The organism is Streptomyces alboflavus, from assembly GCF_000716675.1.
GTDB classification, from domain to species: Bacteria; Actinomycetota; Actinomycetes; order Streptomycetales; family Streptomycetaceae; genus Streptomyces; species Streptomyces alboflavus.
In genome coordinates, this window is record NZ_JNXT01000014.1 from 96,621 (window position 1) to 110,700 (window position 14,080).

At 73.2% G+C, this 14,080-nt stretch carries 12 protein-coding genes; 6 read left to right on the top strand and 6 right to left on the bottom strand.

Going from position 1 to position 14,080, the window contains the following annotated elements:
• Positions 1 to 169: 169 nt before the first annotated feature.
• The 4 genes from OO63_RS13010 to OO63_RS13025 form a co-directional block, all read right to left on the bottom strand.
• Entirely contained in the window at positions 170 to 1,756 is a 1,587-nt protein-coding gene (locus tag OO63_RS13010; RefSeq protein ID WP_051810809.1) for an NAD(P)/FAD-dependent oxidoreductase, read from the bottom strand.
• Positions 1,737 to 2,057, bottom strand: a complete 321-nt coding sequence (locus tag OO63_RS13015) for a (2Fe-2S)-binding protein (RefSeq protein ID WP_030359571.1) — start codon at positions 2,055 to 2,057, stop codon at positions 1,737 to 1,739. Before OO63_RS13015 ends, OO63_RS13010 begins: the two co-directional genes overlap by 20 nt.
• 29 nt (positions 2,058 to 2,086) lie before the next feature.
• On the bottom strand, positions 2,087 to 3,241 hold the full coding sequence (locus OO63_RS13020; protein WP_030359572.1) for an NAD(P)/FAD-dependent oxidoreductase: 1,155 nt from the start codon (positions 3,239 to 3,241) through the stop codon (positions 2,087 to 2,089).
• Between the two features lie 139 nt (positions 3,242 to 3,380).
• Positions 3,381 to 4,742, bottom strand: a complete 1,362-nt coding sequence (locus OO63_RS13025) for an aminopeptidase P family protein (RefSeq protein WP_030359573.1) — start codon at positions 4,740 to 4,742, stop codon at positions 3,381 to 3,383.
• A 129-nt stretch (positions 4,743 to 4,871) separates the two neighbouring features.
• On the opposite strand from OO63_RS13025, the gene OO63_RS13030 reads away from it, so the two are divergent.
• Genes OO63_RS13030 through OO63_RS13050 form a run of 5 tightly spaced genes read left to right on the top strand, consistent with a single transcriptional unit; the run spans position 4,872 to position 10,760 of the window.
• On the top strand, positions 4,872 to 6,614 hold the full coding sequence (locus tag OO63_RS13030; RefSeq protein ID WP_030359574.1) for an ABC transporter substrate-binding protein: 1,743 nt from the start codon (positions 4,872 to 4,874) through the stop codon (positions 6,612 to 6,614).
• Between the two features lie 15 nt (positions 6,615 to 6,629).
• The gene (locus tag OO63_RS13035) at positions 6,630 to 7,634 is read left to right on the top strand and encodes an ABC transporter permease (protein WP_078619105.1); all 1,005 of its coding nucleotides are present in this window, start codon (positions 6,630 to 6,632) and stop codon (positions 7,632 to 7,634) included.
• Positions 7,631 to 8,617 carry an ABC transporter permease gene (locus OO63_RS13040; protein ID WP_030359576.1) on the top strand — a complete coding sequence of 329 codons (987 nt, stop codon included), beginning with the start codon at positions 7,631 to 7,633 and terminating at the stop codon, positions 8,615 to 8,617. Before OO63_RS13035 ends, OO63_RS13040 begins: the two co-directional genes overlap by 4 nt.
• A complete protein-coding gene (locus OO63_RS13045; protein WP_051810810.1) occupies positions 8,617 to 9,657 on the top strand; it encodes an ABC transporter ATP-binding protein in 1,041 nt (346 codons plus the stop codon). Before OO63_RS13040 ends, OO63_RS13045 begins: the two co-directional genes overlap by 1 nt.
• A complete protein-coding gene (locus tag OO63_RS13050; RefSeq protein WP_078619106.1) occupies positions 9,654 to 10,760 on the top strand; it encodes an ABC transporter ATP-binding protein in 1,107 nt (368 codons plus the stop codon). Before OO63_RS13045 ends, OO63_RS13050 begins: the two co-directional genes overlap by 4 nt.
• Here the strand turns inward: OO63_RS13050 and OO63_RS13055 are convergent.
• On the bottom strand, positions 10,705 to 11,364 hold the full coding sequence (locus OO63_RS13055) for an NADPH-dependent F420 reductase (protein WP_030359579.1): 660 nt from the start codon (positions 11,362 to 11,364) through the stop codon (positions 10,705 to 10,707). The two genes, OO63_RS13050 and OO63_RS13055, sit on opposite strands and share 56 nt — an antisense overlap.
• Positions 11,365 to 11,888: 524 nt before the next feature.
• On the opposite strand from OO63_RS13055, the gene OO63_RS13060 reads away from it, so the two are divergent.
• The gene (locus tag OO63_RS13060; RefSeq protein WP_030359580.1) at positions 11,889 to 12,761 is read left to right on the top strand and encodes an aldo/keto reductase; all 873 of its coding nucleotides are present in this window, start codon (positions 11,889 to 11,891) and stop codon (positions 12,759 to 12,761) included.
• Positions 12,762 to 12,846: 85 nt separating this feature from the next.
• On the opposite strand, the gene OO63_RS13065 is transcribed toward OO63_RS13060, so the two are convergent.
• The gene (locus OO63_RS13065) at positions 12,847 to 14,034 is read right to left on the bottom strand and encodes an MFS transporter (RefSeq protein ID WP_078619107.1); all 1,188 of its coding nucleotides are present in this window, start codon (positions 14,032 to 14,034) and stop codon (positions 12,847 to 12,849) included.
• Between the last annotated feature and the right edge of the window lie 46 nt (positions 14,035 to 14,080).

The following is a 14,080-nucleotide window of genomic DNA, read 5'->3' on the forward strand; positions in this document are numbered from 1 at the left end:
TCTATAGTGTGTGACATTTTATTGAGGGAAGTGCGGTGGCCACAAGGGGGTGCGGGCAGTGGGTGGGCGGTCCGGCGGCGGTTGTCGCCGCCGGACCAAGTGACGGTTCTCGCCGCCGGGGCAGGTGACGGTTCTCGCCGCCGGGGCAGATGGCGGGCCGGTCGGCGGGTCAGGCGGCAGGCCCGTCGCCGGGTCCGGCCGAGGGTCCTTCGCCGACCGGCCCGACGGCGGCCCCGTCGAGCGCGGCAAGCGCCCCCAGCGGCACCGGCACCGCCAGCGGGCGGCGCTCGGCGGGCGGCTCCCCCGGCCCCGCGCCCGCCGCGAGGCAGGCCACGCCCGCCCCGCACATCCGCCCCTGGCACCAGCCCATGCCCGCGCGGGTGAGGAGCTTGACGGTGCGCGCGTCGCGGGCGCCGAGGTCGGCGACGGCCGCCCGGACGGTGCCCGCGGTCACCTCCTCGCACCGGCACACGTCCGTGTCGTCGGTGAGCCAGCGCGACCAGCCGGGACCGGGGGCGTGCGCGGCGGCCATGGCGTCGGCGAAGGCGCGCATGCGGTCGCGGCGCCGCTGGAGCTTCCCGACGCGACCGCCGCGGGCGGGCCGCCCGCGCAGCCGGGAGACGATCGCGAGACCAGCCAACTCCCCCTCGGCACGCGCCAGTTGTGCTCCGCCGATGCCGCCGGCCTCCCCCGCCGCCCACAGGTCCGGCACCGAGGTCTCCTGCAGGTCGTCCAGGACGAGGGCCGTGGTGCGGTCGGGGGTGGCGCGGGTCGCGCAGCCGAGGGTCGTGGCCAGTTCGATCTGCGGTACGAGGCCGTGGCCGACAGCGAGCGCGTCGCACGCGATCCGGCGCGAGGTCCCCGGCAGCGGCCGCCAGTCGCGGTCGAGCCGGGTGACCGTGACGGCCTCCACCCGGTCGCGGCCGTGCACCTCGGTGACGGCGCTGCGGGTGCGGAGCCGCACCCGGTGCCGCAGCAGGATGCCGCCGTGAAGCGCCGCCTCGGCCAGCTTGTGCGGGTTGGCCGCGAGCACCCTCGGGTGCCGTACGTACGCCAGATAGCCGGACGCCTCGACGACGGCGGGCACCCGCGCCCCGGCGGCGGCCAGCGAGGACGCGACCGCGAGCAGCAGCGGACCGCTCCCGGCCACGACGACCCGCTTGCCGGGCAGCACGAGGCCGGACTTGAGCATGGCCTGCGCTCCCCCGGCGCCCACCACGCCCGGCAACGTCCAGCCGGGGAAGGGGAGTTGACGCTCGTACGCGCCGGTGGCGAGGAGTACCGCACGGGCCCGCACCCTCACCGGCCGCTCGGCGCACCCGTCGGCGCCGGTGACGGCGTGCACGGTCCACGGCCCCTCGCCGCCCGCAAAGCCGCCCGCAGGGCCGCCCGCGGAACCGCTCTCCCTGGAGTCGGAGCCGCCCTCCCGGGACACCGTCCACACGTGGTGCCCGCCGAGGCGGGTCACCGTGCTCGCCTCCAGGCGTCGGCGGAGCCCGGCGTAGGCGGACCAGTCGTGGTGCAGGGCTTCGGGACGCAGGGCTCCGGCGGCCGGTGCCGGGTGGCGGTAGAACTGCCCGCCGGTTCCGGTCGCGGTGTCCAACAGGGCGACGGACAGGCCGAGTTCGGCGGCGGTGACCGCCCCGGCGAGACCGGCGGAGCCCGCGCCGATCACCGCGAGGTCGTACAGACCGGACGGCTCGGCGGGCCCGGCCGCTTCCGGGGCCGCCGCCGGGTCAGACGCCGAGGTGCTCATGGCCGTGTCCTTCCTGGGTCGTGATCGCGTCGCCGGGGCGTGCGGGCACCAGGCACGCCCGGCGGTTGGGCGAGCCGTTGATGGTGGCGAGGCAGTCGTAGCACTGTCCGATGCCGCAGAAGGCGCCGCGCGGCCTGCCGCCCACGCGGGTGGTGCGCCAGGCGAGGATGTCCGCGGCCCACAGCGCGGCGGCGACGGACTGCCCCGGCAGCGCGGACACGGGGCGGCCGTCGAAGGTGATCTCGAACGGCGGTCCTGGCTGCGCGCCGACCAGGTCGGCGGGGGTACGGGCACGGGCCACGGCGGGCCTCCTCTCGACGTGGTGACGGCTCAGGTGGTGGGCATGAAGCGGCCGGGGTCGAACGGGCTCGCGTCCAGGGGCGGTCGGCCGCCGGTCAGACAGCGCGCCACGATCAGGCCGGTCGCCGGGGCGAGCCCGATGCCCGCGCCCTCGTGCCCGCAGGCGTGCAGCAGGCCGGGGACGCGCGGGTCGGGTCCGATGGCGGGCAGGTGGTCGGGGAGGTAGGGCCGGAACCCCGCGTACGTACGCATCGCCCGGACCCCGGCGAGGACCGGGAACAGGGCGGTCGCCTGGGCCGCGAGGCGCCGCAGGACCTCCGTGGACAGGGTGCGGTCGAAGCCGACCCGCTCCCGGCTCGCGCCGATCAGGACGGGGCCCGCCGCGGTGCCCTCGACGACCGCCGAGGTCTGAAGGGCCGCCGAGCCGCTGGCGACGTCGGCGACGTAGTCGGCCGCGTACACCTTGCGCCGCACCACGCGCGGCAGCGGTTCGGTGACGAGGACGAAGCCGCGGCGGGGCAGGACCGGCAGGTCCACGCCCGCGAGCGCGGCGACCTCGCCGCCCCAGGTGCCCGCGGCGTTCACCACGTACCCGGCGTACAGCTCCCCGGTCGTCGTCGCGACCCCCCGCAGTTCGCCGTGGCCGCCGGCGAGCAGGCCGGTGACCTCCTCGCCGAGCCTGAGGCGCACCCGGTCGCCGCCCGCCTTGAGCAGGTGGGCGGCGGCCAGGGCGGGCATGACCTGGGCGTCCTGGGGATAGAGGAAGCCACCCGCGAGGCCGGGGGCCAGATGCGGCTCCAGGTCGTGGAGCCGGTCCGGCGCGACCTCCTCGGCCCGCACCCCGGCCTTCTCCTGTCCGGCCGCGAAGTCGCGCAGGGCGCGCATCCCGTCCTCGTCGGCGGAGACGACCAGGCCGCCCTTGGTCTCGTACTCGATCTGCGGCGGGAGCAGTCGGGTCAGCTCCCGCCACAGCTCGGTGGAGAGCAGGGCCAGTTCGAGCTCGGGCCCCGGCTCCTTGTCGGAGACGAGGAGGTTGCCCTCGCCCGACCCGGTGGTGCCGCCCGAGACCGGGCCGCGGTCGACCACGGTGACGGTGAGACCGGCCTGCGCGGCGTAGTAGGCGCAGGCCGCGCCGACGACGCCCGCGCCGACGACGATGACGTCCGAGGAGTTTCTCGTGAGCACGTCAGTAATATTTCACATGGCACTGACGATGCCAAGGGTTTCGCACGAGCCGTCCCCGGTTCGGCCGTCCGCCCCGGGGCGCAGGGCCGCCCCTGCGCCCCGGCGACCGTTGAGCCACCCGGCCCCCGCCGCCCCTGTCTCAGCCCTCCATCAGCGCACCCATCCACTCCTCCACGCCGTCCGGTGTCCGCGGCAGCGCGCCGGACATCAGGCGGGCCCCGTCCGCCGTGATGACGAGGTCGTCCTCGATGCGCACGCCGATGCCGCGCAGTTCGCGCGGCAGGGTCTCGTCGTCCGGCTGGAGGTAGAGGCCGGGCTCGACGGTGAGCACCTGGCCCTCCTCGAGCACCCCGTCGAGATAGGCCTCCGCCCTGGCCTGGGCGCAGTCGTGCAGGTCGATGCCGAGCATGTGGCCGCTGCTGCACAGGGTGTAGCGCCGGTGGAACTCGCCCTCGGCGTTCTTCAACACCCCCCATTCCGCGAGCCCTTCGGCGATGACGCGCATCGCGGCCCGGTGGAAGTCGCGGAAGGCGGCGCCGGGCCGCAGCGCGGCGATGCCCGCGTCCTGCGCGGCGAGGACGAGTTCGTAGACCTGCCGCTGGACCGGGGAGAAGCGCCCGGACAGCGGCAGGGTGCGCGTGATGTCGGCGGTGTAGAGGGTGTCGGTCTCCACGCCCGCGTCGAGCAGCAGCAGTTCGCGGGCGTCCAGGGGGCCGTCGTTGCGTATCCAGTGCAGGACGCAGGCGTGGGCGCCGGACGCGGCGATGGTCTCGTAACCGGTGCCGTTGCCCTCGGCGCGGGCGCGCAGACCGAAGACCCCCTCGATCCAGCGCTCGCCGCGCGGCTTGCCGAGGGCGCACGGCAGGGCGCGCACGACGTCCTCGAACCCGGTCGTGGTGTGGTCGACGGCGAGCTGCAGCTGGCCCACTTCCCAGGGATCCTTGACCAGGCGCAACTCACTGAGCACGGTGGCGAGTTCGCCGTCGGAGGCGGCGTTCCTGCCCGGCGGCAGTTCGGCGAGCGGCACACAGCGGACGCCGGTCATCCGCTCGGCCTCCGCGAGGTCGGCGCGCCGGCCCACCCAGAACTCGCCGTAACGGCGGTCCCGGTAGAAGCCGTTGTCGGTGCGCGGCGACCGGGGACGCAGATGAAGCACCGCCTCGTGGCCGCGCGGCCCGTCCGGTTCGAGGACCAGTACGTGACCGGCCTGGTCCTCGCCGGTGAGCCCGGTCAGCCAGGCGTACGCGCTGTGCGGGCGGAAGCGGTGGTCGCAGTCGTTGGAGCGGACCCTCAACTCCCCTGCCGGGACGATCAGTCGCTCGCCGGGGAAGCGGGCCGAGAGGCGGGCGCGGCGGGCCGGGGTGAGGTCGGCGGCGGGCAGCCGGATGCCGTCGGGCAGTGGGCTCGGGGCCCAGTCGCCGGCCATGAAGGACGCGAACTCGGGGGATTCGGGAAGGTCGTGGCTGACCGTGCGGATGCCGGTCGACGCGGGCTCGTTCACTGGGACCCCTTCGGACACAGGTGAGTAACGGACGAGTCGATGCCTTGCCAGTACAATTTCACATTACTATGTTACCGGTCACATTCCAGCCACCTCGGGGCTGGCCGACTGTTCTCGGAGTGACCACTGATGAACAAGCGCACCCTCACCGCTGTCGCCGCCGTCCTGGCGACGGCCGTCACCCTAGGCACGGCGGGCTGTTCCGGCTCCACGGCGGGCAAGGGACGGGGCGGCAAGAACCCCGCGACCCTCAACGCCGGGGCCGTGGTCGGCGGCACTCCGCAGCGCGGCGGCACCCTGACCGTCCTGTCCAACCAGGACTTCACCCACCTCGACCCGGCCCGCAACTGGGTCATGAGCGACATGGACTTCGGCACCCGGCTGCTCTACCGCACCCTCGTCACGTACAGGGCCGCCCCCGGCACCGCGGGCGGCGAGCTGGTCCCCGACCTCGCGGCGGACCTCGGCACCCCCTCCAACGGGGCCAGGACCTGGACCTTCCGCCTCAAGAAGGGCATCAAGTACGAGGACGGCACGCCGGTCACCGCCCAGGACATCAAGTACAACGTCGAGCGGTCCTTCTCCCCCGACCTGCCCGGCGGCGCCGACTACGCCGCCCGCTACCTCGCCGGGGCCAAGGGCTACCAGGGCCCGGCCGAGGGCGAGCACCTGGACTCGGTCAAGACCCCCGACGCCCACACGATCGTCTTCGAACTGCGCAAGCCCTTCGCGGAGTTCCGCAACGTCACGGTCATGCCGACGTTCGCACCGGTGCCCAGGAAGCGGGACAACGGGCCGCGGTACGACAACAGGCCCTTCTCGTCGGGGCCTTACAAGATCCAGTCGTATCAGCGCGGGAAGAAGCTGGTGCTCGCCCGCAACCCGCACTGGAAGGCCTCGACCGACGCGGTCCGCAAGGCCCACCCGGACAAGCTCGTGATGGTGATGGGCCTCAAGGCCAACCAGATCGACGACCGGCTCATCGCCTCGCAGGGCGCCGACGCCTCCGCCGTCTCCTGGGGTGCGGTGCGGCCGGAGAGCGCCGCCAAGGTGCTGCCGAGCGCCGAGGTCAAGAAGCGGCTCGTCGCCGAGTCCACGAACTGCACCGACATGGTCCAGATGCACACCGGGCGCGGTCCGTTCACCGATGTGAAGGTCCGTCAGGCCGTGCAGTACGCCCTCGACCGGGAGTCGGTGCTCACCGCGTCCGGCGGCCCCGCCTTCAACGACCCGTCCACCGCCTACATGCCCGCGTCCCTCTTCGGCGGCAAGCAGCCCGACACCCTGAAGATCCCTGTCGCGGGTGACGTCGACAAGGCCAAGCAGTTCCTGAAGGAGGCGGGCAAGCCGGGCGGCTTCAGCACCAAGATGACCGTCTCCACCGGCGACAAGGGCCGGGCCGAGGCGATACAGGAGTCGCTCGGCAAGGCCGGCATCAAGGTGACCATCGAGACCGTCGACCCGTCCGCGTTCTACGCCACGATCGGCGACACCGAGAACCGCACCGACCTCGTCTACACGGGCTGGTGCCCGGACTACCCGTCCGGGTCGACCTTCCTGCCCTTCGTCTTCGACGGCCGCTACATCAAGGAGAAGGGCAACACCGGCAACCACTCGCTGTTCCGCGACAGGCCGACCATGAAGCGCATGGACGAGATCGCCGCCATGACGGACGCGAAGAAGGCGGGCGCGGCCTGGCGGGAGCTGGACGGCGAGATCCTCGCCAAGGCCCCGGCCGTCCCGGTCCTGGTGCGCCGCTGGCCGCTGGTCCTCGGCAGCAACGTCGCGGGCGCGTACGGCCAGACGTCGTTCGGCGGCCAGCTCGACTACGCCACGGTCGGCCTCAAGGACCCGTCCAAGAGCAACGGCTGAGGGGCACCCGCGACCATGACCACCCTCACCCCGAAGACACCCGAACCCACACCCGAACCCGCACCGGCACCCGACCCCACACCGGCACCGACACCGGACCAGGAACCGGCACCGGCCACCGCGGGCAGCGGCCCCTGGCGCCTCGCCCGCGCGGAACTGCGCCGCCGCACCTCGGCGAAGGTCTCCCTCGTCATCGTCGCGCTGTTCGCCGTCATGGCGATCGCCGCTCCCCTGCTGAGCGCGCTCGGCGGCTGGTCACCCGAGGAGTTCGACAAGACCGCGGTCGACCCCTATCTCGGCGGGCAGCCCATCGGGCCGCTCGGCGGGATCTCCGCCGACCACTGGCTGGGCGTCGAACCCGTCACCGGACGCGATCTGTTCGCCCGGGTCGTGCACGGCGCCCAGGTCTCGCTGCTCATCGCCTTCGCGGCCACGGCGATCGTCGTGATCGCGGGCACGGCGGCCGGGGTCGCTGCCGGTTACTTCGGCGGCCGCGTCGACGCCGTGCTCAGCCGGATCATGGACCTGACGATGTCCTTCCCCTCCCTCATCTTCATGATCGCGATGATGTCGGTGGCCAAGGACGTCAACCGGGTCCTCCTGATGACCGCCGTGATCGGCCTGTTCGGCTGGCCCGGCATCGCCCGCGTGGTGCGCGGCCAGACCCTCTCGCTCAAGCACCGCGAGTACGTCGACGCGGCCCGCGTGGGCGGCTCGGGGCCCTGGCGGATCCTCACCCGCGACATCCTTCCCGGCGTCGCCGGGCCCGTCATCGCGTACACCACCCTGATCATCCCGGGCATGATCGCCACCGAGGCGGCGCTGAGTTACCTCGGCGTCGGCGTCCGGCCGCCCACGCCCTCCTGGGGCCAGATGATCGCCGAGAGCGTCGCCTTCTACGACACGGACCCCATGTACTTCGTCATCCCCAGCACCTGTCTGTTCCTGACCGTGCTCGCGTTCACCCTGCTCGGCGACGCGCTGCGGGACATCCTCGACCCGAGGGGCAGCCGCACATGATCCGCTACATCGGCCGCCGCCTGCTCGGCGTGACCGGCGTGCTCGTCGCCGTCGCCGCCGTCACCTTCACCATCTTCTACGTCCTGCCGTCCGACCCGGCCGCCGCGGCCTGCGGCAAGTCGTGCAGCGCCGACCGGCTCGCGGCGATCCGCGCCAACATGGGCCTGGACCAGCCGATCTGGCGGCAGTTCTGGGACTTCCTCTCGGGCATCTTCACCGGCCGCACCATCGGCACCGGCCAGTACGCCCTGCGGTGCGACGTCCCGTGCCTCGGCTACAGCTACGAGAACAGCGAGGCCGTGTGGGGCCTGCTTATGGACCGCCTGCCGGTCTCCGCCTCGCTCGCGCTCGGCGCGGCCGTGCTGTGGCTGGCGCTCGGCCTGACCGCGGGCGTGACGGCCGCGCTGCGCAAGGACACCCTCACCGACCGGCTCCTGATGGTCGGCGCGGTCGGCGCCGCATCGCTTCCCGTGTACTTCACGTCGATGATGCTGATCTACGGCCTGATCCGCACGGCCGACCTGCTGCCCTATCCGAGTTACGTGCCCTTCGGCTCCGACCCCGTCGACTGGGCGTCCAACCTGCTGCTCCCCTGGCTCGCGCTCGCCATCCTGTACGCGGCCATGTACGCACGCCAGAGCCGCAGTTCGATGATCGAGACGATGGCGGAGCCGTACATCCGCACAGCCCGCGCCAAGGGTCTGCCGCGCCGTAAGGTCGTCGTCAAGCACGGCCTGCGGGCGGGGATGACGCCGATCCTCACGCTCTTCGGCATGGACCTGGGCGGGCTCCTCGCCGGCGCCGTCATCACCGAGTCCATCTTCGGCCTGCCGGGCATCGGACGGCTCTTCCACGGCGCCCTGTCCACCGGCGACCAGCCGGTCATCCTCGGCGTCACACTGCTCGCCGCCGCCTTCATCGTCGTCGCCAACCTGGCCGTCGACCTGCTGTACGCCGTCGTCGACCCGCGAGTGAGGTTCTGATGACCCTGCCCTCCCCCGAGGACGCGCCCACGCCGGTCGAGCGGGACGAACCCCTGTTGTCCGTGCGGGATCTGGGCGTCACGTTCACGACCGGACGCGGCCGGGTCCGGGCCGTGGACCAGCTCTCCTTCGAGGTGCGCCGGGGGCGGACGCTCGGCATCGTGGGCGAGTCCGGATCCGGCAAGTCCGTCACCTCCCTCGCGATCCTCGGCCTGCACACCGGCGCCGACGTCACCGGCTCCGTCCGGCTGCACGGCCAGGAGCTGGTCGGCCTCGACGAGCGCGGCCTCAACCGGCTCCGCGGCCGCCGCATGGCGATGATCTTCCAGGACCCGCTGTCCAGCCTGCACCCCTACTACACGGTCGGCGAGCAGATCGCCGAGCACCACCGCGTGCACTTCGGCTCCCGGCGCGCGGCAGCCCGTCGGCGTGCTGTGGAGATGCTCGCCGAGGTCGGCATCCCCGAGCCGTCGCGCCGGGCGGGCGCGTATCCGCACCAGTTCTCCGGCGGCATGCGTCAGCGCGTGATGATCGCGATGGCGCTCGCGTGCGAGCCCGAGCTGCTCATCGCGGACGAGCCCACGACGGCTCTCGACGTCACGGTGCAGGCGCAGATCCTGGATCTGATCGTCCGTCTGCAACAGGACCGGGGGCTCGCCGTCGTCATGATCACCCACGATCTGGGCGTGGTCGCCCGGGTCGCCCACGACGTACTCGTGATGTACGGGGGCCGGGCCGCCGAACAGGCCCCGGTGGACGCGCTGTTCGCGACCCCGGCGCACCCCTACACCCGGGGCCTGCTCGACTCCCTGCCGCGTCTGGACGACGCCGACGACGAGCCGCTGCGGGCCATCCCCGGCAGCCCGCCATCGCTGCTCGCCCCCGCCCCCGGCTGCGCGTTCGCACCCCGGTGTCCCCGGGCCACGGCCGCCACCGCGGACGAACGGCTGCGGTGCGAGACCCAGCGGCCGCCGCTCGGCGGCCCGGCCGGCCATCCGGCCGCCTGCCACTTCCCCTCGTACGAAGGCGCCCCCTCATGACCCCAGCGAACCGGCCCACCACGACGGACCAGCACCCGCTCCTGTCCGTACGGGACTTGACGAAGTCCTTCCCGGCCGGGCGGCGCGGCACGGCTGCCGTGCGGGCCGTCGACGGCGTCAGCTTCGACGTGGCCGAGGGCGAGACACTCGGCCTCGTCGGTGAGTCCGGTTGCGGCAAGTCCACGACCGGCCGCACCATCGTGCGGCTCCTGGAGCCCACCACCGGCACCGTCCACTACGACGGCCGCGACATCAGCCATCTGTCGCAGCGCGAACTGCGGCCGCTGCGCCGCGAGATCCAGATGGTCTTCCAGGACCCGCACTCCTCCCTCAACCCGCGCCAGACCGTCGCCCGGATCATCGCCGATCCGCTGCTGGTCCAGGGGAGTCCGGCCGCCGACGCCCGCAGGCGCGCCCTCGAACTCATGGAGCTCGTCGGGCTGATCCCCGAGCACGGCGACCGCTATCCGCACGAGTTCTCCGGCGGCCAGGCCCAGCGCGTCGGCATCGCCCGGGCGCTCGCCACCGGTCCTCGCCTCGTCGTCGCCGACGAGCCCGTCTCCGCACTCGACGTCTCCGTCCAGGCCCAGATCGTCAACCTGATGGAGCGCCTGCAGCGGGAGCTCGGCCTCGCCTACCTCTTCATCGCCCACGACCTGTCGGTGGTCAAGCGGGTCTGCGACCGGGTCGCCGTCATGTACCTCGGCCGCATCGTCGAGATCGGCGCCAAGGAGCGCGTGTACGCGGCCCCCGCGCACCCCTACACCCGGGCGCTGCTCTCCGCCGTGCCGCTGCCCGACCCGGCGGCCGAGCGGGCCAGGGAGCGCATCACGCTCCTGGGCGACCCTTCCCCTAGCTCTCAGCTTCGTTCGAGCAGGGGAAGCCCCCGTCGCCCGGCCGCGCCCCCGCCGGGCTGCACGTTCCACCCCCGGTGTCCCAAGGCGCAGGACATCTGCCGGGCCGAGGCACCGGTCCTGCGCATCGGGATGCCGGGCGAGGCGCGGGAGGTGGCCTGCCACTTCCCCGAGACGGAGGCGGCCGTGACCGTTACGCCCGGAACGTCGCCGGGCGCTCGGGGGACGCCGCCGCGAGCGCGTCGGTGACGGCGGCGACTCCGGCCCGCAGACCGTAGACGGGGGTGTCGGGCTGCTGGCGCCAGGACTCGTCGATGCCGCCCGCGTCCACGGTGTCGAATCCGAGCTCGTCGATCAGGTCGCGGACGACCTTCTTGGCGGCCTCGTCGTCACCGGCGACGGGCAGCGCCATGCGCTCCGGGTCGCCCGCGGGCAGCGGCTTGTCGAGGATGTCCTGGGCGTACGTGCCGTTGAACGCCTTGATGACCGGGTGGCCGATGTGCTGCTCGGTCCAGCGGCTCTCCGTGACGCCGTCGTCCTCGATGGCGTCGATCCTGCCGTCGCGCCCCGGGTAGTAGTTGCCGGTGTCGAGCACCGCGAGTCCGTCGGCGGCCCCGTCGAACAAGCCGGACGGCAGGTCGGGGACGTTCTTCAGCGGGATGGTGACGACGACGAGCTCGGCGCCGCGCGCGGCCTCGGCGACGGTCACGGGCGTGGCGCCGGTCTCCTCGGCCAGGGCGGTGAGGGTCGCGGGCCCCCGGGAGTTCGCCACGGACACCTCGTGCCCGAGCTTCGTCAGGCGCCGGGTGAGATTGCCGCCGATGTTGCCCGCGCCGATGATGCCGATCTTCATGAGGTCCTCCAGGGCCATGGCGCGACGGGGGTGCCGCTGCCGCATGTGTGCACCCAACCCCGAGGTCACCGGCACTATTTCCGCCGAGCCCCGGGAATATCCGGCGCCCCCGCGCGACGGCGGGGCGCCGTGGCGGGTGGCCTTTGGGGGGCTTGGAGGAGGCGTGGATATTCCCCGCCGATCATTGGATATCGAATGGCTGTCAGCGGACTTCTCATGGGATCCCTATGGCACGGGGCAGCTTCCTTCGGCGCCCGACGCCCGGCGCCCGAGGCCGACGACGGGCAGGAACGCGCCGACCGGGTTGGCGCCCTGTTCTCGCCCTCTCCCACCAGCGGCTTAGGTCCTGTCCTGTCCGACGTGACGCCGGGCGGCCGCGGCTGCGAGGGGTGCCGGGCGCCCGCCTTTCCGACGTCACGTCGGACGGCTGCCCCCGCACGGCCGAATCCGTTGTTCGCGCGTTCTTGCACATAGGTTCGGAGTCACACATCTTGTCGTACGCACGCCGTGAAAGGACCGCTCCCATGAGCACCTCGAACACCTCGCGCCCCGCCGACGCCTCGGGCAGCTTCGCCCTCGGCGGCGACCTGCCCGTCAACCGGCTCGGCTACGGCGCGATGCAACTCACCGGACCGGGCGTCTGGGGCGAGCCCAAGGACCGGGACGAGGCCGTTCGCGTGCTGCGGCGCGCCGTGGAGCTCGGCGTGACGTTCATCGACACCGCCGACTCCTACGGCCCGATCGTCAACGAGGTGCTGATCCGCGAGGCCCTGCACCCCTACGCCGACGACCTGGTCATCGCCACCAAGGCCGGTCTGACCCGGTCGGGGCCGGACGACTGGCGCGCCGTGGGCCGCCCCGAATACCTGCGCCAGCAGACCGAGTTGAGCCTGCGCCACCTCGGCGTCGAGCGCATCGACCTGTTCCAGCTGCACCGCATCGACGCGCAGGTCCCGCTCGCCGACCAGCTCGGCGAGCTGGTGCTGCTCCAGAAGGAGGGCAAGATCCGCCACATCGGCGTCTCCGAGGTGACGGTGGATCAGCTCAAGGAGTCCCGCGAGCACGCCGAGATCGTGTCCGTGCAGAACCAGTACAACCTGGTCAACCGCGGCTCCGAGGACGTCCTCGAGTACGCCGAGCGCGAGAACATCGCCTTCATCCCGTGGTTCCCGATGGCCACCGGCGAGCTGGCCCGCCCGGGCGGCCCGCTCGACGCCGCCGCCAAGGAGCACGGCGCCTCGCCGTCCCAGCTCGCCCTCGCCTGGCTGCTGCGCCGCTCGCCGGTGGTCCTGCCCATCCCCGGCACGTCCAAGGTGGCCCACCTGGAGCAGAACACGGCCGCCGCGGAGATCACCCTGACCGACGCGCAGTTCGAGGCGCTCGCGGCCGCCGTCTGACGGTCGCCGGGGCATGGGGGGGCCGGCGCTCACCGCCGCATGGTGGGCACCGCCACCCCTGGTCTCCGCGCGGCGGGCCCCCGGGTCACCGCCGCAGCCCCACCGCCACCACCCCGACCGCCGCGGTCAGCCCGCCGAGCACCATCACCGCCGACGGCGTCGCCCCGTCCACCACGGCGCCACCGGCCAGCGCCCCCAGCGAGATCGTCGCCTGGAACGACGCGGTGAAGAGCACCGACGCCGCCTCCGGCGAACGCGGCACCGCCGCCGCGAACCAGGCCCCCGAGCACACCGGCACGGCGCCGTACGCGACCCCCCACACGACGAGCAGCGCCACCGCCCCGCCCGGCCGTTCCCCGAGCACGGGCAGGAGCAGGGCCGCGGCAGCTATCAGCCCGGCGGCCACCGCGAACGCGGCGCGCGGGCGGCGGGCCACCGCGGCGCCCCCGAGGAAGTTCCCGGCGATCCCCGCGGCCCCGTACGCCAGCAGGAACACGGTGACCACGCCCGGGCCCACGTCCGTGACCTGCCGCAGGAACGGCGTGACGTACGTATAGGCACCGAAGTGCGCCAGGACGACGAGGAAGGTCACGAGCAGCGCCCAGCGGGTGTCCGAGCCGCGCAGCGCGGCCCGCAGGACGCTCGCGCGAAGGGCCTTCTCCGGTGCCAGCGGCGGCAGCACCAGGACCATGGCGCCGCAGCCGACCACGCTGAGAACTCCCATGACGGTGAAGGCTGTTCGCCATCCTGCGGCCTCCCCCAGGAAGGTGCCGAGCGGCACGCCGAGCACCGATCCGAGGGGCACCGCGGAGAAGATCACCGCCGTGGCCCTGCCGACGGACTCCGGCGGCACGAGCCGCCCCGCGAGCCCGGCCCCGATCGACCAGAACCCGCCGATGGTCACGCCGACCAGGACCCGGGAGACAAGGACGAGCCAGTACGCCGGTGCCACCGCCACGACGAAGTTCGCGAGCGCGAGCAGCGCCATGAAGGCGCACAGCATGACCCGCCGGTCCACGCGAGCCGTGGCCGTCGTCACCAGCGGCGCGGACAGCGCGGCCAGGAAGCCCGGCATCGTCATCGTCAGTCCGGCCGTGCCGTCCGTGACGTCGAAGCTGCGGCCGATCTCGGGGAGCAGGCCGATCGGCAGGATCTCCACCGTGACGATGGCGAAGAGCCCCGCCGTGACCGAGCAGACGGCGAGCCAACTGATCAGTGGGGAGCGGGGATCCGCGCCGGAGCGCTCGGCGGTGGTCGTGCGGGTGTGCGGCATGGGTGGGTCCGTCCTGGCGGGGAGTTCCTGCGGGATTCCTACGGGG